Annotated in this window: 22 protein-coding genes; 14 read left to right on the top strand and 8 right to left on the bottom strand. The window is 67.0% G+C overall.

Annotated features, from left to right (window positions below; translation table 11 throughout):
* Nucleotides 1–139 precede the first annotated feature (139 nt).
* A complete protein-coding gene (locus tag A5698_RS07835) occupies nucleotides 140–604 on the bottom strand; it encodes a hypothetical protein (protein ID WP_068295272.1) in 465 nt (154 codons plus the stop codon).
* Nucleotides 605–726: 122 nt separating this feature from the next.
* The gene (locus A5698_RS07830) at nucleotides 727–2,358 is read right to left on the bottom strand and encodes a fatty acid--CoA ligase (protein ID WP_068295277.1); all 1,632 of its coding nucleotides are present in this window, start codon (nucleotides 2,356–2,358) and stop codon (nucleotides 727–729) included.
* A 97-nt stretch (nucleotides 2,359–2,455) separates the two neighbouring features.
* On the opposite strand from A5698_RS07830, the gene A5698_RS07825 reads away from it, so the two are divergent.
* From A5698_RS07825 to A5698_RS07810, 4 genes are read left to right on the top strand one after another with little or no spacing between them, the layout of a single operon-like run.
* Nucleotides 2,456–2,830 carry a hypothetical protein gene (locus A5698_RS07825; RefSeq protein ID WP_067085953.1) on the top strand — a complete coding sequence of 125 codons (375 nt, stop codon included), beginning with the start codon at nucleotides 2,456–2,458 and terminating at the stop codon, nucleotides 2,828–2,830.
* Nucleotides 2,831–2,871: 41 nt separating this feature from the next.
* Entirely contained in the window at nucleotides 2,872–3,111 is a 240-nt protein-coding gene (locus A5698_RS07820; RefSeq protein ID WP_067285624.1) for a hypothetical protein, read from the top strand.
* A 34-nt stretch (nucleotides 3,112–3,145) separates the two neighbouring features.
* Nucleotides 3,146–3,994 (top strand): hypothetical protein, encoded by an 849-nt coding sequence (locus A5698_RS07815; RefSeq protein WP_068295270.1) that lies wholly within the window; start codon nucleotides 3,146–3,148, stop codon nucleotides 3,992–3,994.
* 36 nt (nucleotides 3,995–4,030) lie between these two features.
* Nucleotides 4,031–4,951 carry an alpha/beta fold hydrolase gene (locus tag A5698_RS07810; RefSeq protein WP_068295268.1) on the top strand — a complete coding sequence of 307 codons (921 nt, stop codon included), beginning with the start codon at nucleotides 4,031–4,033 and terminating at the stop codon, nucleotides 4,949–4,951.
* Between the two features lie 12 nt (nucleotides 4,952–4,963).
* On the opposite strand, the gene A5698_RS07805 is transcribed toward A5698_RS07810, so the two are convergent.
* Both A5698_RS07805 and A5698_RS07800 read right to left on the bottom strand, forming a co-directional pair.
* Entirely contained in the window at nucleotides 4,964–5,191 is a 228-nt protein-coding gene (locus A5698_RS07805; RefSeq protein ID WP_068295267.1) for a hypothetical protein, read from the bottom strand.
* Between the two features lie 78 nt (nucleotides 5,192–5,269).
* Complete coding sequence (locus A5698_RS07800; protein ID WP_068295266.1) at nucleotides 5,270–6,529, bottom strand: competence/damage-inducible protein A; 1,260 nt, start codon at nucleotides 6,527–6,529, stop codon at nucleotides 5,270–5,272.
* A gap of 58 nt (nucleotides 6,530–6,587) precedes the next feature.
* Here A5698_RS07800 and A5698_RS07795 point away from each other — a divergent pair, with 58 nt between their 5' ends.
* A complete protein-coding gene (locus tag A5698_RS07795) occupies nucleotides 6,588–6,974 on the top strand; it encodes a PaaI family thioesterase (protein WP_067085934.1) in 387 nt (128 codons plus the stop codon).
* A 3-nt stretch (nucleotides 6,975–6,977) separates the two neighbouring features.
* Here the strand turns inward: A5698_RS07795 and A5698_RS07790 are convergent, their stop codons facing one another.
* Complete coding sequence (locus A5698_RS07790) at nucleotides 6,978–7,712, bottom strand: glucose 1-dehydrogenase (RefSeq protein ID WP_067085931.1); 735 nt, start codon at nucleotides 7,710–7,712, stop codon at nucleotides 6,978–6,980.
* A 78-nt stretch (nucleotides 7,713–7,790) separates the two neighbouring features.
* Here A5698_RS07790 and A5698_RS07785 point away from each other — a divergent pair, with 78 nt between their 5' ends.
* The 7 genes from A5698_RS07785 (at nucleotide 7,791) to A5698_RS07755 (ending at nucleotide 14,761) form a co-directional block, all read left to right on the top strand.
* The gene (locus tag A5698_RS07785; protein ID WP_067085928.1) at nucleotides 7,791–8,879 is read left to right on the top strand and encodes an NAD(P)H-dependent amine dehydrogenase family protein; all 1,089 of its coding nucleotides are present in this window, start codon (nucleotides 7,791–7,793) and stop codon (nucleotides 8,877–8,879) included.
* Nucleotides 8,880–8,891: 12 nt separating this feature from the next.
* A complete protein-coding gene (locus A5698_RS07780; RefSeq protein WP_067085925.1) occupies nucleotides 8,892–9,662 on the top strand; it encodes an HAD family hydrolase in 771 nt (256 codons plus the stop codon).
* Between the two features lie 174 nt (nucleotides 9,663–9,836).
* Nucleotides 9,837–10,970, top strand: coding sequence for a nitronate monooxygenase (locus A5698_RS07775; protein ID WP_067085923.1), 1,134 nt, complete (start codon nucleotides 9,837–9,839; stop codon nucleotides 10,968–10,970).
* Nucleotides 10,971–10,985: 15 nt separating this feature from the next.
* Nucleotides 10,986–11,423 carry a hypothetical protein gene (locus A5698_RS07770; protein WP_067085921.1) on the top strand — a complete coding sequence of 146 codons (438 nt, stop codon included), beginning with the start codon at nucleotides 10,986–10,988 and terminating at the stop codon, nucleotides 11,421–11,423.
* 21 nt (nucleotides 11,424–11,444) lie between these two features.
* Nucleotides 11,445–11,777 carry a DUF6766 family protein gene (locus A5698_RS07765; protein WP_067085918.1) on the top strand — a complete coding sequence of 111 codons (333 nt, stop codon included), beginning with the start codon at nucleotides 11,445–11,447 and terminating at the stop codon, nucleotides 11,775–11,777.
* Between the two features lie 128 nt (nucleotides 11,778–11,905).
* Nucleotides 11,906–12,478: a TetR/AcrR family transcriptional regulator gene (locus tag A5698_RS07760; protein WP_067085915.1), complete on the top strand. Its 573-nt coding sequence runs from the start codon at nucleotides 11,906–11,908 to the stop codon at nucleotides 12,476–12,478.
* Nucleotides 12,479–12,481: 3 nt separating this feature from the next.
* Nucleotides 12,482–14,761: a molybdopterin-dependent oxidoreductase gene (locus tag A5698_RS07755; RefSeq protein WP_068295260.1), complete on the top strand. Its 2,280-nt coding sequence runs from the start codon at nucleotides 12,482–12,484 to the stop codon at nucleotides 14,759–14,761.
* On the opposite strand, the gene A5698_RS07750 is transcribed toward A5698_RS07755, so the two are convergent.
* Nucleotides 14,751–15,302 (bottom strand): TetR/AcrR family transcriptional regulator, encoded by a 552-nt coding sequence (locus A5698_RS07750; RefSeq protein ID WP_067085910.1) that lies wholly within the window; start codon nucleotides 15,300–15,302, stop codon nucleotides 14,751–14,753. The genes A5698_RS07755 and A5698_RS07750 overlap by 11 nt on opposite strands.
* A 58-nt stretch (nucleotides 15,303–15,360) precedes the next feature.
* On the opposite strand from A5698_RS07750, the gene A5698_RS07745 reads away from it, so the two are divergent.
* Both A5698_RS07745 and A5698_RS07740 read left to right on the top strand, forming a co-directional pair.
* On the top strand, nucleotides 15,361–15,978 hold the full coding sequence (locus A5698_RS07745) for a DUF2867 domain-containing protein (RefSeq protein WP_068295257.1): 618 nt from the start codon (nucleotides 15,361–15,363) through the stop codon (nucleotides 15,976–15,978).
* Complete coding sequence (locus tag A5698_RS07740; protein WP_068295275.1) at nucleotides 15,978–16,457, top strand: hypothetical protein; 480 nt, start codon at nucleotides 15,978–15,980, stop codon at nucleotides 16,455–16,457. Before A5698_RS07745 ends, A5698_RS07740 begins: the two co-directional genes overlap by 1 nt.
* Here A5698_RS07740 and A5698_RS29960 read toward each other — a convergent pair.
* Both A5698_RS29960 and A5698_RS29955 read right to left on the bottom strand, forming a co-directional pair.
* On the bottom strand, nucleotides 16,454–16,639 hold the full coding sequence (locus tag A5698_RS29960; RefSeq protein ID WP_502688884.1) for a hypothetical protein: 186 nt from the start codon (nucleotides 16,637–16,639) through the stop codon (nucleotides 16,454–16,456). The genes A5698_RS07740 and A5698_RS29960 overlap by 4 nt on opposite strands.
* Nucleotides 16,614–16,907 carry an excalibur calcium-binding domain-containing protein gene (locus A5698_RS29955; protein WP_502688885.1) on the bottom strand — a complete coding sequence of 98 codons (294 nt, stop codon included), beginning with the start codon at nucleotides 16,905–16,907 and terminating at the stop codon, nucleotides 16,614–16,616. Before A5698_RS29955 ends, A5698_RS29960 begins: the two co-directional genes overlap by 26 nt.
* Nucleotides 16,908–16,927 lie beyond the last annotated feature (20 nt).

Below are 16,927 nucleotides of genomic sequence, written 5' to 3'. Positions count from 1 at the left end.
CCGGCGTCGAGCCGGGTGCGACGGGAGTGTGGGTGTGGATCACTCGGCCCGACCCGTTCTCGCAGAATCCCGCGGAGTTCTACACCAGCGACATGATCGTCAAGATCTGACGCGTTCGGTCAGGCGTCGAAGACGACGGTCAACTCGTCTCCGCGGGATTCTGCGAGAACGGGTCGGGCCGAGTGATCCACACCCACACTCCCGTCGCACCCGGCTCGACGCTGTCGTGAAGGCTGACGGAGCCGTGCCCGACGCCGTCGGTCTGCAACGGTGCCATGACGACACCGGGGTCCCCGCCGAGGCAAGGGGCCGACGACGGGCGCGGAAGCTGGATGAGCCTGACGTCGTAGCGCATGTTGGGTATCGCCACATCGAGGTTGACGTTCGCGGTCACATCCGAGCCGTTCGTGCTCACGACGTTTGTGGCCCGCGCATATCCGGTGGGACCGTTGTAGTCGGTTTCGCTGTAATCGCAGCGTCGGGATACCTGGTTCATCGGAACGAACGTGTCAGCCTTCGCGATGCCGGCGCCGGTGAGAAGCCCGACGGGCGCCGCGGTCATGAAAGCCGCGGCCGAAGCCATCAATCGGATCGGTCGGCGCATGTCTTCATCCTCGTTCCTCGTCCGCGGCGGTGCGCTGCACCTACGGGATTGACGTTCGTCGCTACCGTAAACCACCCGTCACCCGCACCGGACCGGTTCGCCCGTCCTTCGCGTGACGGCGATCAGTCGCGATATTCGACGACGTCGTAAACGCCTTCCGCGTACCGCGCCCTGATGAGTTTCTTGTCGAACTTGCCGACGCTGGTCTTGGGCACCTCGTCGATGAAGGCCCAGCGTTCGGGCAGCCAGAACCGGGGCACGTTGTCGCCCAGATGATTCCGTAGCTCCTCCGGCGTGAGCGAGGCGTCGCCGTCGACGACCACCGCCGCCAACGGCCGCTCCTGCCAACGCTCGTCGGGGACGGCGACGACCGCGGCCTCGAACACCGCGGGGTGGTCCATGATCCGCAGTTCCAACTCCACGGACGAGATCCATTCACCGCCGGACTTGATCACGTCCTTGGCGCGGTCGGTCAGCGTGATGAAACCCTGCGGGTCGATCCTGCCGACGTCGCCGGTGCGCAGCCAGCCGTCGTCAAATTTGGAGGGGTCGGCATTGTGGTAGTACGAGCCGGTGATCCACGGGCCACGAATCTCGATCTCGCCCACTGCTTTCCCGTCGCTGGGCAGGACCGCGCCGTCGTCGTCGACGATGCGGATCTCGACGCCGCACATCGCGCGTCCCGCGGTGGCCCGCAACGTCCAGTGATCGGCGCCGGTCACCTCCGGCGGCGGGTTCGCGATCGCCGCCAGCGGGGAGGTTTCGGTCATGCCCCAGCCCTGCCGGATCACCACGCCGAAGCGCTCCTGGTACTCCCTCATCATTGCCAACGGCACCGCCGATCCGCCGCAGCAGACGGTGCGCAGCGAGGAGATGTCGCGGTCCGGATTGGCGTGCAGGTAATTGAGCACGTCGTTCCAGATCGTCGGTACCGCCGCCGACATGGTCGGGCGGTGCCGCTCGATCATGTCGACCAGCGGAGCCGCCTGCAGAAACCGGTCCGGCAGCACCAGATCCGCGCCGGCCATCACGGCTGCATACGGCTGACCCCACGCGTTCGCGTGGAACATGGGGACGACGGTCAATACGCGGTCGCCGTCGACCAGGCCGATGCTGTTGCCGCTGCAGACAGCCATCGAGTGCAGGAATGCGGAGCGGTGACTGTAGACGACGCCCTTCGGATTGCCGGTCGTGCCGCTGGTGTAACACATTGCGGCGGCGCTTCTTTCGTCGAGAAGGGGCCAGTCGTACTCGAGGGGTTGCCCCGCGATCAGCTCGTCGTAGCGAATTACCTCGACACCCGCAGCGGCCAGTTCGGAGATGTCGCCCTCCCCCACAGCGACCACGGTGTGCACGGTCGTCAGCTGCGGCAATATCGGCGCGAACAACTTCGCGAGCGACATGTCCACCAGCACAACGGAATCCTCGGCCTGGTTGGCGATGAACGCGACCTGCTCACCGGACAAGCGGATGTTGAGTGTGTGCAGCACCGCGCCCATGCACGGCGCGGCGAAGTACGCCTCCAAGTGCTCCTGGTTGTTCCACATGAAGGTGCCGACGCGTTGATCCCCGGTGATGCCGAGACCGCGCAACCCGTGGGCCAACTGAGCGACCCGGCTGCCGAGCTCGCCGTAACTGGTCTCGCGTGACCCGTCGCCGGTGGCGGTGATCACCTTGCGGCCGGAGTGCCACCCCGTACCGTGTCGCAGGATCGTCGTCAGGGTGAGCGGATAGTCCTGCATCGTGCTGTCCATGGACGTCTCCCTGCTGGCTGGCTCGATGACGCCATGATCGTCCATGTCCAGGCGTTTCGACGGGAAACTGCGCATCGCGTCGCTAGCATCTGCGGTCATGGTCCAACCGAGCTATCCCGGCTATCCGCCGCCGCAGCCGTACAAGCGGCCGGTGTCCGGCGCCGACATCGCGGCGTCGGTGGTCGCGCTGGTGATCACCGCCGGGATGATCGCCGTCGGGGCGTTCTTCGGACTGTTCTCGCTGGCCTTCCTGGACCACTGCCCGCCCGAGACCTGCAGCGAGGAAGGCGCCGTCAACGCGGTCTTCACCGCCGTCCTGTTGGCGGGCGCGATCGGCGTGGCCGGACTGATCGCGACCGTCGTACAGCTGGTGCGGCGTGCGCCCGGCTGGCCGTTCGCCTTGGGAACATTCGGGCTTTGCCTGGCCACCTTCGTCATCGGCGGCGTCGCCTACACCATGGCGGTCGGCTGAAACACCCGAGCGCTCGGGCAATTTGGCTTACCGTGGGTCGCGTGGAAACACACCCGGCAAAAGCCCCCGGCCTGGTAGCGGTCGAGGCACTGCGCTCAGGGGACCCCGTCGTCGACGTCAACGGTGGCGGTCAGCATTACACGGTGTTGGAGGCCAAGGACCTGGGCGAGGGATGTGTCGTCCTCGAACTCGAGTCGAAGGCCCACGACGAACTGCGGGTGATCGAGATGACGTTCCCCGCCGGTTACCAGATGGAAGTGTCGCCTCGTCGACTGCTGTAAACCGCCGTCGGCGTCACCTCATATAGGAGTTTGCGTGCTGCGCGATATCCGCGAGCTGTCCGATTCACCCGAGGAGTATGCAGAGGAACTGCGCCGGCGCTGGGGCGGATTGCTGAGCTATCGCTACATCGGCCGCAGCTACGCCCAGATGGACCTCGTCGAAGAGGACAACACCGTCGCCGTGCGCCGTGATATGCGCGACGCGGCCGGCGGTCTGCTGTTCGCCGTGCTGGGCATTTCGGCCCCCGAGAGCGGGCACATGTCGGACCTGGAGGCGGTGCCGAACCCGGTCATCCACTCCTGCCAGATCCTCGACCCGGGCCGCGATGTCACGTGCTTCGAGGTGGTGTCCGAGGAACTGCGGGTCGGCCGCCAGATGGGATACAGCCGCGCCAAGATCGTCGACGCCGACAACCCGGATCGCGTGCTCGCCCTGATCGAGGGGCAAGGCGTCAGCATCGGCGTTCCGCCCGAGGGACTGGAGCGGATGGAGGCCAATCCGCTCAATATCGTCGATTCCCCCGACCTGCCGCCGCTGTGGCAGGTTTTCGGTGGCCGCCGCCGACCCGACGGCCGCTGGGGTCTCCCGGAGTTGTCGGCCGAGGTCGCGTCGCCCGACGCGGCGCTGCACGTCGGACCCCAGTTCGTCATCCTCGAGACCGCCGCCATCGACGCCGCGGCAGCCGCCGCGGGCACCGACCGTCTGCACGGAGTGTCCTGCCACGTGATGTTCATGGCGCGCGGCAAGGCCGGTCCGTTCCGGGTGGACACCGAACCGGTCCGCGGGGCCGACGGCACCGTGGCCGTGCGGGTGCTGATGCACGACGAGGGCGCCGACGACCGAGTCACCACCGCGGCGGCATACGTATTTCGGGTGGCATAGCGAAAACGCCTCCAAGCGTCATGAGACACTTCCGCCATGGTTGTCGCAATCGCCCGCCCCAAGCTCGAGGGCAACGTCGCTGTCGGTGAGGACCGCCGCATCGGATTCGCCGAGTTCGGCGACCCGCAGGGTCGTGCCGTCTTCTGGTTGCACGGCACCCCGGGGGCTCGCCGTCAGATCCCGATGGAGGCCCGCGTCTACGCCGAGAAGGCGAACATCCGGCTGATCGGGCTCGACCGTCCCGGCATCGGGTCGTCGACCCCGCATCGATACGAACGGGTCGTCGATTTCGCCGACGATCTACGCACGATCGCCGACACCCTGGGCATCGACAAGATGGCTGTCGTCGGCCTGTCCGGTGGCGGCCCGTACACGCTCGGGTGCGCCGCCGCGCTGCCCGACCGCGTCGTGGTCGCGGGCGTGATCGGCGGCGTCGCCCCCACCGTCGGCCCCGACGCGATCCCCGGCGGCCTCATGGGCAACCTCGGCACGCGTGTCGCGCCGCTGCTGCAGTACGCGGGGATCCCGGTCGGGCTGCTGGCCTCGGCTCTGATCCGGTTCATCAAACCGGTCGCCTCCCCCATCACCGACCTCTACGGGCGCGTGTCACCCGAGGCCGACCGCCGGTTGCTGGCCCGGCCGGAGATCAAGGCGATGTTCCTCGACGACCTGCTCAACGGCAGCCGCAAGCAATTGGCGGCCCCGTTCTCCGACATCGTCGTCTTCGCCCACGACTGGGGCTTCCGGCTCGACGAGATCACGGTGCCGGTGCGCTGGTGGCACGGCGACGCCGACCACATCGTTCCGTTCCGCCACGGTGAGCACGTCGTCTCGAGGCTCCGCGACGCCGAGCTGTCCACGATGCCCGGCGAAAGTCACCTCGCCGGCCTCGGCCGCGCAGAGGAGATCCTGCAGACAATGTTGAAGGTGTGGGACGAACAGAAGCCGCGGTCCTGACCGCGGCGATCGTCAGCGGCTGCGGGCCAACCAGCCCGACACCGTGGGGAGGTCGCGGCTGTAGGCCATGAGGATGTCGTCGTGGTACAGCGCGCCGCCGCTGATCGCGTCATTGCCCTGCCAGATCACGTGGATACGCACCGGACTGCGCGTGTAGTAGTCGGTACGGTCCGCGTCTCTGCGGTCCCATCCGGCCTCGACGGCGCGTTCGGACAGCTCTTCGCGCGCGTTTTCCGCCATCGGTACTCCTCCTGTGTCGGACCCGTACGTTAGCCGATCGGCGTGGCACCGCTGCAGGAGGCTTCGGACGCGCACCGGTCAGCTCAATGCTCGGCGCAGCAGGTGCATCGCGACGGTGGTGGACCGCTCGCGGATGTCGGCGCGGTCACCGGGCATCCGCATCGAGCGGGTGACGACGGTGCCGTCGGCCAGCTTGAGGCTGAAGCAGACCGTGCCGACCGGCTTGTCGGCGGTACCGCCGCCCGGGCCGGCGATGCCGGTGATCGCGATGGCGGTGTCGGCTTTGAACCGGCTCAGCGCGCCGGCGGCCATCGCCTCGGCGACAGGTTCGGACACCGCGCCGTGTTCGACGATCAGCGTGGGGTCGACGCCGAGCAGTTCGCTCTTGGCGTCGTTCGCGTAGGCCACCACCGCACCGGCGACGTACGCCGACGAGCCCGCGAGATCGGTCAGCCGCGCCGCCAGCAGTCCACCGGTGCACGACTCGGCGGTCGCGATGCGTCGGCCGGTCAGCAGCCGCGCGACCTGCTCGTCGACGCGGGATCCGTCCTCGGAGAACAGCGCATCGCCGTGGCGATCGCGCAGCAGAGTCATCAGCTCGGTGTAGGTCTGCGCTGCTTCGGGCTCGTAACGGGTGACGATCTCGAGTTCACCGCGCCGCAGACAGGTGGTGATCTCGAGCCGTTCGAAGCCGGCGATGTCGCGCTCGGCGTCGCGCAGCGTGTCGGCGAGACCGGACTCGGGGACCCCGAACATCCGCACCATCTCCTGGCGGTACGCCGTGCGGCCGGCGATCGCCTCCTGCACGGCGGCGGTTTGCAACGCCAGCGGCCACATCGGCTGCAGCTCGCGTGGCGGGCCGGGCAGCACGACGACCGTCGGCGTGCCGGGGACGACGACACCCGGCGCGGTGCCCACCGGGTCGATCACGTCGGCGCCGTCGGGGATCAGGGCCTGTTTGCGGTTGGCCGCCTGGATCGCCTCGGGGTCGACGTCGGGAAAGCGGGCCATCAGCCGCGACACGATGTCGCCGATCTTGCGCTCGAGTCGCTTGTCCAACACCAACTTTCGGCCGGTGAACCGGGCCACGGTCTCGACCGTCATATCGTCGGCGGTCGGGCCGAGGCCGCCGCTGGTGATGATGAGGTCCACACCCTCGGCGGCCAGGAACCGCAGCTGGGCCTCGATGTCGCCGGGCCGGTCGCCGCACATCGTGATGTGCGCCAGCTCGACACCCAACTCCAGCAGCCGGTCGGCGAGCCAGGGTCCGTTGAGGTCCTGCACCCGGCCCGTCAGGACCTCCGTACCGGTGACGACGATGCCCGCGCGTGCGCTCACGAACTACGACACTACGCACCCGACACCGCGGCGGTGCACGGCGGTAATGTCATTACCCATGACGGCACCCAAGTCGCTTCGCGAGTTGTTCGATCAACTCGGCCTGACGGAGGTGCCCTCCCCCGACGGCACCGTGACGATGGAGATGCCCGTCGACGAGCGGACCACCAACACCGCCGGCGGTCTGCAGGGCGGATTGGTCGCGACGATGGCCGACGTGACCGCCGGACAACTCGCCGCCCGGGCCACCCCGTTCGGTCACGCCATCGCCACTACGGACCTGTTCATCCGCTACCTGAGGCCGATCAAGATCGGGCCGGCCAGGGCGGTCGCGCGGATCCTGCGCACGGGTAAACGCTCGGTGGTGGTCCAGGTCGACATCTACCGCGGCAACGACGACGAGGTCGGCGCGACCGCGACCGTCAACTTCGCCGCGGTCGACTGACCGCTACTTGTGCGGGACGTCGTTGGTGAGCCCGCCGTCCATGACGAACTCGGCGCCGGTCGAATACCGGGACTCGTCGCTGGCCAGGAACACCACGAAGGTCGCCACCTCATCGGGCTGACCGGGCCGGCCCAGCGGGATCCGCAACATGTTGTCCGGGAAGTGCTTGGTCATCGGCGTGCGGATGAAGCCGGGATGCACCGAGTTGACGCGAATGTTGTGCGGGCCGAGTTCGAGCGCCGCCGACTTCGTCAGCCCGCGCACCGCCCACTTCGACGCGACGTACGGGTGCACCATCACCGCGCCGCGCAACCCCTCGATCGACGAGATGTTGATGATCGACCCGCCGCCCGCGGCCTTCATCGCCTCGACCGAATGCTGCATGCCGAGAAACGTGCCGGTGAGGTTGACGTCAATGACCTTCTGCCACTTGGCCATGTCGAATTGGCCGATCTGACCCAGCGCCACCGTGCCCGCGTTGTTGACCAGCACGTTGAGCTTGCCGAACTCGTTGACCGCGGTGGCGACCGCGGCCTCCCACTGATCGGCCTGAGTGACGTCGAGGTGGACGTAGCGGGCCGCGTCACCGATCTCGTCGGCCAGCGCCTTACCCTCCTCGTCGAGGATGTCGCCGATCACGACCTTGGCGCCCTCGGCCACGAGTGCGCGCGCGTCGGCGGCACCCATTCCACGAGCGCCGCCACTGATCAGTGCCACTTTGTCGTCCACGCGTCCCATGGGGCGTCAGGCTACCGCACCACCTTGGGAACTAGAACCTGTTCCAATTTGGCTGGTCAGCACGGCATACTGCTCGCCATGGCTATACGAGTGGCGCTCATCGGAACCGGCAACTGCGGCAGCCTCGCGCTCAAGCAACTCGTCAACGACGCGCGATTCGATCTCACCGGGGTCTGGGTCTCGTCGCAGGCCAAGGTCGGCAAGGACGCCGGAGAGTTGGCCGGCCTCGACGTCACCACCGGCGTGACCGCGGTCGACGACCTCGACACGATCATCGCGGGCGCGCCGGACTGCGTCGTCTACTGCGCCATGGGCGACACCCGGTTGCCCGACGCGATGGCCGACGTCCGCAAGATCCTCGCGGCGGGCATCGACGTCGTCGGCTCCGGTCTGGGCGTGCTGCAGTACCCGTGGCAGGTGATCCCTGACAAGTACATACAACGCATCGAAGACGCTGCGCAGGAAGGGAACTCGACGGTCTTCATGACCGGTGTCGATCCGGGCTTCGTGACCGATCTGCTGCCCTTTGCGCTCGCGGGGACGTGTCAAAGCATCGAGCAGATCCGCACGATGGAGATCGCCGACTACGCCAGCTACGACGGCGCCACGGTGATGTTCGACGTGATGGGCTTCGGCAGGCCTATAGCGGATGAGATCGGTGATCTGCCGATGCTGTATCAGCCTGGGGTGCTGAGCATCGCCTGGGGCACCGCGATCCGGCAGCTCGCGGCGGGCCTCGGCGTGGAGGTCGACGAGATCAAGGACTCCGTCGAACAGGAACCCGCACCCGAGGACTTCGACGTCGCGGTCGGCACCATCAAAAAGGGCACCGTGGCGGCCGTGCGCTTCCAGATCGAGGGCATGGTCAAGGGCAGCCCGGTGATCGTCGTCGAGCACGTCACGCGGTTGCGCGGAGACCTGCGACCGGACTGGGCCCAGCCCGCACAACCCGGCGGCTCCTACCGCGTCGAGATCACCGGCGAACCGTCCTACGTCATGGACATCTGCCCCACCAGTCGCAACGGCGACCACAACTACGCCGCGATCCTGGCGGCGGCCGGCCGCATCGTCAACGCGATTCCCGACGTCGTCGATGCCGCGCCGGGCATCCGGACCACCTTGGACATGCCGCTCGTGACCGGTAAGGGGCTGTACGCGGCTCAGTAAGCTGAACCCGTTATGAGCGCGCAGCCGGCGGTACCCGTGGACGCTGTGGCCGAAATCGCCGCGAGCCCGCAGGATCCCCGCGTCGGGGCGTTTTTCGATCTCGACGGCACGCTCGTCGACGGGTTCACGGCCACCGCACATGCTGCCGACCGCATCCGGCGCAGGCAAGCGCGCATCGGCGAGGTGCTCGGTGTGGTCGAAGCGTCGCTGCGATACCGGTTGGGCCGCATGCAATTCGAGCGCCTCCTCACCCGTGCGGCCGGGTATCTGCGCGGTGAATCCCTCGCCGAACTCGACGACCTCGGCGAGCGGCTGTTCGTCGAGCGGGTCGCGGCGCGGGTGTTTCCCTATATGCACGAGATCGTCCAGGCACACCAACAGCGCGGGCACACCGTCGTTCTCAGCAGCTCGGCGCTGACCATCCACGCCGAACCGGTCGCCCGGTTCACCGGAATCAACCATGTTCTGTGCAACCACTTCGAGGTCGACGACGCGGGTCGGCTCACCGGCCGGATCACCAAGCCGGTCATCTGGGGAGCCAACAAGTCGACGGCGGTGCAGGCCTTCTGTGAGGCCAATGACGTTGAGCTGCACCGCAGTTACTTCTACGCCGACGGCGACGAGGATGCGGTGCTGATGGCTCTGGTCGGCAATCCCCGCCCGGTGAACCCCCGCCCCGGCCTCGCCGCGATGGCGGGCGAGCACGGGTGGCCGGTACTCCAGGTCGAAGGTTCAGGCAACCGCAAACGGGTGTCGTTGCGCAGGCTGATCGGATACGACTGAGGCCATCAAGCGAAGTGTCGGTGAATTGGCGAGGTGGCGGAGCTTTCATCGAAACAGGAGAGGTCGTCGTGATCGCCGATCCGAATGGTTACGAGGTCTCTTTCGTTTTCGACCCCGGCGCGTACTAAACTAGAACACGTTTCAATTTGAGCGGCCCACCACCAAGGAGCAGGCATGCGCACCCCGATCTGTAACGACCTCGGCATCGAATATCCGATCTTCGCGTTCACCCACTGCCGGGACGTGGTCGTCGCGGTGAGCAAGGCAGGCGGCTTCGGCGTGCTCGGCGCGGTCGGATACACCCCCGAGCAGCTCGAGATCGAGCTCAAGTGGATCGACGAGAACATCGGTGACCACCCCTACGGCGTCGACATCGTGATCCCGAACAAGTACGAGGGCATGGACGCCGCCGACATGGATCCCGAGGTGCTCAAGAAGACCCTGAACGACCTCGTGCCGCAGGAGCACATCGACTTCGCCAAGAAGGTCCTCGCCGACCACGGCGTTCCGGTCGACCACAGCGACGACGACGCGTTGCAGCTGCTCGGCTGGACAGAGGCCACCGCCACCCCGCAGGTCGAGGTCGCGCTGCGGCACCCGAAGTGCACGCTGATCGCCAATGCGCTCGGCACTCCCCCCGCCGACATGATCAATCACATCCACGAAGAAGGCCGCAAGGTCGCCGCGCTGTGCGGCTCGCCGTCACAGGCGCGCAAGCACGCCGACGCCGGCGTGGACATCATCATCGCCCAGGGCGGCGAGGCCGGTGGGCACTGCGGCGAGATCGGTTCGATCGTGCTGTGGCCGCAGGTCGTCAAGGAGGTCGCCCCGGTGCCGGTGCTGGCCGCAGGCGGCATCGGCAGCGGCCAGCAGATCGCGGCGGCACTCGCGCTCGGCGCGCAAGGTGCCTGGACCGGTTCGCAGTGGGTGATGGTCGAGGAGTCGGAGAACACCCCGGTGCAGCACGAGGCTTACGTCAAGGCCTCCAGCAAGGACACCGTGCGAAGCCGCTCGTTCACCGGTAAGCCCGCGCGGATGCTGCGCAACGACTGGACCGATGCGTGGGAGGATCCGAACAACCCCAAGCCGCTCGGAATGCCGTTGCAGTACATGGTTTCCGGGATGGCGGTCGCAGCCACCCACAAGTACCCGAACGAGTCCGTCGACGTGGCGTTCAACCCGATCGGTCAGGTCGTCGGCCAGTTCACCAAGGTCGAGAAGACCGCGACGGTGATCGAGCGCTGGGTGCAGGAGTACCTCGAGGCGACCGGGCGGCTCGACGAGATCAACGAGGCCGCTTCGGTCTGACCCGCGGCTCGCCGCATGGACCTGACGGCGGCGGCATGCGCCGGCTTCCTTCTCGCCGTCTTGTGGATGGACCTGATCTTCGACAGTCAGGTCCTACCCCACCACTCGGCGCCACAGGTGCCGGAGCCGGTCTTGGCGTCGATCGCCGGGTACTACGGGCGTGCGACGACGACGAAAATGAACCTCGTCATCGCGGTGGTGATGGTCGTACTGCTCGTCGTTCTGGGCGTCCGTTGGTGTGAGGAATCCGCTCTGTCGTTGCTGATTCCCTCGGCGCTGGCCGCGGCGCCGATCGTTCTCGCGGCGGTGCATACGGTGCCGGCGGCCCGGCGACTCGGCAGCCGGGTCGACGACGGGGTACGCCAAACAAGGTTGGCGCGTGCCGTCTGCCGCGACCACCTCCTGTGCCTGGCGTCCATGTCGGCGTTCCTCGTCCTGTGGGTGGCCCGATGATCCTTGGGTACTCGATCGGCTATGAGGCACTTCAGGCGATGGGGCGCCGTATATCTGCTACTTCTGCTGTTCATCGGTAGTTGGGTGGGCCAGTTCGTCACCCAACTGGCCGAGTTCACCAGCACCCAGCAGCAGCACGGCCAGCCCTTCATGTGGGGCGAGTACTTGCACCAATTCTTTGCGAGCACGTTCGAGAACTGGCAGAGCGAGTGGTTGCAGCTGATCTTCCAGGCGATCCTGCTGCTCGGCGCCAAGCATTGGCTGTTCAGGGTCGACGCAGAGGATCTCGAGCGCATCGAAGCCAAGATCGACGACATTCAGGACCGGTTGAGTCCGTCGACTCCCCCGTCCTGACCTGGCGGTTTCGGCCGCTCAGGGAGCGCTTCCGGAACGCGTGACACCGTCTTCCGCCGAAGGGCTGTCGGCGGACGCCGCGATTATGTAGGGTTACATACATACTTTTTTGACGAGAGGTCTTGCGCATGGCCAACCATCGTGAGCGGATGGTCGCCTCCGCGGCGCTCCTGATCCGGGAACGCGGCGCCCACCCGACGGCGATCGCCGACGTGCTCGCGCACAGCGGTGCCCCACGCGGGTCGGCGTATCACTACTTCCCCGGCGGACGCACCCAATTGCTCTGTGAAGCCGTCGATTACGCAAGCGCCTATATCGCATCGCGAATCGAGAATGCGGGCAGCGCCGCGGACGCACTCGACGCGTTGGTGAACAGATTCCGAAAGCAGCTCGCCGACACCGAATTTCGCGCCGGATGTCCCGTCGTCGCGGTGGCGGTCGAATCGGGCGGCAAGGCCGACGTCGCACCGGTGGTCGATCGCGCAGCCGCGGCGTTCACGAGCTGGAACGGCCTCATGATCGACCGGTTGATCGATGACGGTGTCGCCCCCGAGCGCGCCGAGACACTGGCGATGCTGGTGTTGACCTCCATCGAAGGCGCGATCGTCGTGGCTCGTACAGCACGCGACATGCGACCACTCGAACTCGTACACAACCAATTGCGGGCGCTTCTCGAGGCCGCGGCACCGGACGAGAGGTGAACGATGAGCGACGAATGGCATCCGACGGCCTGCATCCTGTGTGAATGCAACTGCGGGATCGTCGTACAACTCGAGGATCGCAGGCTCGTCAAGATCCGCGGCGACAGAGCGCACCCCGCGTCCCAGGGCTACACGTGCAACAAGGCGTTGCGCCTCGACCACTACCAGAACAACCGTGCTCGGCTGACGTCGCCCATGCGGCGCCGCAGTGACGGCAGCTACGAGGAGATCGACTGGGACACCGCGATCACGGAAGTGGCGGCCGGATTCCGGCGCATCGCCGACACATACGGTGGCGACAAGATCTTTTACTACGGCGGCGGGGGTCAGGGAAATCACCTTGGCGGCGCCTACAGCGGGGCCTTCCTCAAAGCGCTCGGATCCCACTATCGGTCGAATGCCTTGGCGCAGGAGAAGACCGGTGAGGCATGGATCGACGCGCACCTCTACGGAGGACATACTCGCGGTGAGTTCGAACACGCCGAGGTATCGGTCTTCGTCGGCAAGAACCCGTGGATGTCGCAGAGCTTCCCGCGAGCCCGCACGGTGCTCAACGCGATCGCGAAGGATCCCGGCCGCTCGATGATCGTCATCGACCCGGTCGTCACCGACACCGCGAAGATGGCCGACTATCACCTGCGCGTCCGACCGGGCACCGACGCGTGGTGCCTGTCGGCGCTGGCGGCGGTCCTGGTGCAGGAAAACCTCTACGACGAGACGTTTCTCACCGAGCATGTGCACGGCGCAAATGCCGTCCGGGATGCGTTGCAAGAGGTCCCGGTCGGCGAGTATGCGCTGCGTTGTGGTGTCGATGAGGAACTGATCCGCGCCGCTGCCCGCCGAATCGGCATCGCGGCCAGCGTCTCGGTGTTCGAGGATTTGGGCGTGCAGCAGGCTCCCAACAGCACGTTGTGCTCCTATCTGAACAAGCTGCTGTGGATTCTGACCGGCAACTTCGCCAAACGCGGTGGCCAGCATCTGCATTCGTCGTTCGGCCCGTTGTTCCGGCACACACCGGAGGTGGGCCGCACACCGGTCACCGGAGCGCCGATCGTCGGCGGGCTGGTCCCGAGCAACGTGGTGCCCCAGGAGATCCTGAACGATCACCCGGATCGGTTCCGCGCGATGATCGTCGAGAGCAGCAATCCGGCGCACTCACTCGCCGACTCCACTGCATGCCGTGAGGCTTTCGCGTCGCTCGAGTTGATGGTGGTCATCGACGTCGCGATGACGGAGACGGCCCGACTTGCCCACTACGTCCTGCCGGCGGCGAGCCAGTACGAGAAGTGTGAGTCGACGTTCTTCAACCTCGAATTCCCGCACAACACCTTCCACTTGCGTCATCCCCTTCTCGAACCGCTCGAGGGCACGCTCCCGGAACCGGAGATCTGGGCCCGGCTCACGCGGGCGCTCGACGTCGTCGACGAAGCCGATCTGGCGCCCCTCCGCGCGGCGGCAGAGGAAGGCCGCGACGCCTATGCCGCGGCCTTCCTGCAGGCGGCGGCCGCCAGCCCGATGCTGGGCAAGGTGTTGCCGTTCGTGCTCTACGAGACACTGGGACCCACACTGCCACAGGGCCTTTCCGGTGCAGCCGCGTTGTGGGGGTTGGCGCAGAAGGCGGCGATGACCTATCCCGATGCGGTGCGCCGTGCGGGACACGCGGACGGCAATGCCCTCTTCGATGCGATCCTGGCGAGTCGATCCGGTGTCACCTTCACCGTCCACGAATACGTCGACGACTTCGCGCTGATCAGTCACGCCGACCACAAGATCGCGCTACACATGCCGGAGATGCTCGACGAGCTGCGAGCGCTCGCGGAAAAACCCGCGTCCCTGGTGGATGCGGAGTTTCCGATCGTGCTGTCGGCCGGCGAACGACGCGCCTATACCGCCAACGACATCTTTCGTGATCCGACGTGGCGCAAACGCGACACCGACGGCGCCCTGCGGGTCAGCGTCGAGGATGCCGAGGCGCTCGGACTCGTCAACGGCGGACGCGCGCGGATCACGACCGCGGCGGGCAGCGCCGAGGCCACCGTCGAGGTGAGCACGGCCATGCTGCCCGGACATGCGTCACTGCCCAATGGGTTCGGGCTCGTATTCGTCGACAAAGATGGCCGCGCGAATGCGCCGGGCGTGGCGCCGAACTCGTTGACGTCGAGCGACTGGCGTGACCCCTACGCGGGCACCCCGTGGCACAAACACGTGCCCGCCCGCGTCACGGCGATCCCCTCGCAGCAGGTAGCGCTGAGCTCCGCGGCCGGGGGCGACGTCATTCGGTGAGCAGTCGCTGCGTCGCCCGCTCGAGCACCGCGCGTCGGCTCAAGCCCTCGTGGTCCGCGGCGATGAAGTGAGCACCGATCGCCAAGGAGAAGGCAAGCATGGCGCGGGCCTCGACATCGGCCGCGTCGTCGACGAAAGTGCCGATGAGGGCGCGCAGGTACTCCATCCGACGGTTGTCCACGCGGCGCAGCCGCTTGGCCACCGCTCGATCCCGGCGGGCCCAGTCGCGCACGGCGAGGTCGACCGGTAGCAGCTCCTTGGAGAACGTGAGCAGGCCCGCCTTGCGGACCTTCGCCCTGGCGTCTCCGCCCTCGGACTCGACCCGGGCGAGCACGTCGTCGGTGCTGCGGTGCTCCCACGACTCCAGCAGGGCGTCGAGGAAATCCTCTCGGTTGGTGAAGTGCCAATAGAACCCGCCGCGGGTGACGCCCAATGCCTTCGCGAGCAGGTCCACCCGAACGGCGTCCGGCCCACCCGCAGCCAACGCCTCCAGGCCGACGTCGATCCATGTGGCCCGCGGTGTGCGGATCTGAGCCACCATCGGAAACCCCCTGTCCTAAGGCCTTGACGGCGTGACGGATTCAAGCATACAGTTGTGTATGTTTGGTGGTGAGCGACTCGGCAACACCGAGCACCTGGCCCGGCCTTGGCGCATCCACGAGATCGCCGCCGATTTCGAAGTTCTCGACGTCTGGGCGCTTCCCACGCCGGGCGGCCGCGACGACTTCAGTGATCTCGTCGGCCTCTGGCGCAGTTTCGACCCCGGCAGAACTTCGCCCATCGTGCGCGCGTTGTTCGCAGCCCGTTGGGCCCTCGGAAGGTGGTTCGCGCTCGACACGCCGCAGGAAGGCCTGGGTGCACGCGTCCCGACGCTGGGGGACCGGCTCACGCCCGAATTGCGTTCGACAGCATCACAACTCGGCGTCGAACACGATCACTTTTCAGCCCTGTACCTGACCGAGGACGAGTTTGCGATGGAGATCGCCAACCGGACTGTGCACGGGGTCCTGCATGTCGGCTGGGTGGCCGGCGCTTCCGGTGCTCACCACGGGCAGATGGCGGTTCTCGTCCGGCCCAACGGTGCGATGGGCCGGATGTATCTGACAGCGATCTCGCCCTTCCGCCACTTGATCGTCTATCCGCTTATGCTGCGCGACATCGGCCGACTGTGGCGCAGTCGGCCGACCGCCAACCGACGCCGCGAAAGTAGGCAATGATGACGAGAACCGACGCGTCCCAACACCGTGTCCAACAGATCCGCCCGATGGATGTGCTCCTGTCAGCGAGCACGCTCGGGCGCATCGACTACGCCGATGCCTTCGAGGTCGCCGTCGAGGCTCCGTACGACCGCAGCGCCAGAGAGTGGATGCGGGCGATGCTGGAAGGCGCACCGGTCCACATGCGCATCCGACTGCTCTCGGCGTGGTCGGCGATCGGACTCAAGCTGCGAACCCCCGGGTCGGATCGAACGATCCTCGGGTGGCCGATCCGCGCAAGCGACGCTGATTCCGTACTGCTCGGGGCACACTCGCGTATCGGCATGCCCGGCGAGTTGTTGATGCGCCGCCAGGACGGCGGGTTACTGTTTGCAACCTTTGTTCGTCAGGACAACCCACTCGCACGCAGGCTGTGGTCGACGATCGAGGATTCGCACGTGCAAACGGTGCGATCGCTGCTGGAACGAGTCTGCCGCTAGGGCGTCGGCGCCGGAGGCGCGGGTGCGAGCGGTGCGGGTGGGGCGGGCGCCGGGGACGCGGGAGCTGTCGGCGCGTTCGGCACGTTGGGCCCGGGCACCTGGTCCGGGATGGGGGTGTTCATACCGCGCTGCGCGAGACCCATGATCAGCGCTTCCTTACCGCTGATCTCTTGGCTCTGCACGGCGTGCCACAGGTCCTTCAGGTAGCTGATGTTCGGGCTCTCGTTCCCCCGACCGGTCGGGTCCAGGGTGGTGCCGGGTGGCAGCGTGTCCGGGCTGGCCAGATGCGAGACGCCCTCCGGCTCGGTGGGGGTGGGTGCGGCTGCCGGCTCGGGTGCCGGTGCGGGCGGCGGCGCGGCCGGCGCCGGGCGAAGGACCGCCATCGGATCGGCTGGTGCCGTCGCCGTCTCGGTCGAGCCCTTTGCGATAACCCGGCTCGCCGACCTGAATTGGGGCGGCCCCGGCGGCGC

Source organism: Mycobacterium sp. E136, assembly GCF_001666865.1.
Classification (GTDB): Bacteria; Actinomycetota; Actinomycetes; order Mycobacteriales; family Mycobacteriaceae; genus Mycobacterium.
The sequence above is the reverse complement of the archived record's forward strand: the minus strand, read 5'-3'. Positions and strand labels throughout refer to the sequence as shown.

Bases quoted from the DNA above. Each gene is read 5' to 3' on its own strand.
- A5698_RS07835 (WP_068295272.1), bottom strand. From the start codon at position 604: ATGCGCCGACCGATCCGATTGATGGCTTCGGCCGCGGCTTTCATGACC.
- A5698_RS07830 (WP_068295277.1), bottom strand. From the start codon at position 2,358: ATGGACAGCACGATGCAGGACTATCCGCTCACCCTGACGACGATCCTG.
- A5698_RS07825 (WP_067085953.1), top strand. From the start codon at position 2,456: ATGGTCCAACCGAGCTATCCCGGCTATCCGCCGCCGCAGCCGTACAAG.
- A5698_RS07810 (WP_068295268.1), top strand. From the start codon at position 4,031: ATGGTTGTCGCAATCGCCCGCCCCAAGCTCGAGGGCAACGTCGCTGTC.
- A5698_RS07805 (WP_068295267.1), bottom strand. From the start codon at position 5,191: ATGGCGGAAAACGCGCGCGAAGAGCTGTCCGAACGCGCCGTCGAGGCC.
- A5698_RS07795 (WP_067085934.1), top strand. From the start codon at position 6,588: ATGACGGCACCCAAGTCGCTTCGCGAGTTGTTCGATCAACTCGGCCTG.
- A5698_RS07790 (WP_067085931.1), bottom strand. From the start codon at position 7,712: ATGGGACGCGTGGACGACAAAGTGGCACTGATCAGTGGCGGCGCTCGT.
- A5698_RS07785 (WP_067085928.1), top strand. From the start codon at position 7,791: ATGGCTATACGAGTGGCGCTCATCGGAACCGGCAACTGCGGCAGCCTC.
- A5698_RS07780 (WP_067085925.1), top strand. From the start codon at position 8,892: ATGAGCGCGCAGCCGGCGGTACCCGTGGACGCTGTGGCCGAAATCGCC.
- A5698_RS07775 (WP_067085923.1), top strand. From the start codon at position 9,837: ATGCGCACCCCGATCTGTAACGACCTCGGCATCGAATATCCGATCTTC.
- A5698_RS07770 (WP_067085921.1), top strand. From the start codon at position 10,986: ATGGACCTGACGGCGGCGGCATGCGCCGGCTTCCTTCTCGCCGTCTTG.
- A5698_RS07765 (WP_067085918.1), top strand. From the start codon at position 11,445: ATGAGGCACTTCAGGCGATGGGGCGCCGTATATCTGCTACTTCTGCTG.
- A5698_RS07760 (WP_067085915.1), top strand. From the start codon at position 11,906: ATGGCCAACCATCGTGAGCGGATGGTCGCCTCCGCGGCGCTCCTGATC.
- A5698_RS07755 (WP_068295260.1), top strand. From the start codon at position 12,482: ATGAGCGACGAATGGCATCCGACGGCCTGCATCCTGTGTGAATGCAAC.
- A5698_RS07750 (WP_067085910.1), bottom strand. From the start codon at position 15,302: ATGGTGGCTCAGATCCGCACACCGCGGGCCACATGGATCGACGTCGGC.
- A5698_RS07745 (WP_068295257.1), top strand. From the start codon at position 15,361: ATGTTTGGTGGTGAGCGACTCGGCAACACCGAGCACCTGGCCCGGCCT.
- A5698_RS07740 (WP_068295275.1), top strand. From the start codon at position 15,978: ATGACGAGAACCGACGCGTCCCAACACCGTGTCCAACAGATCCGCCCG.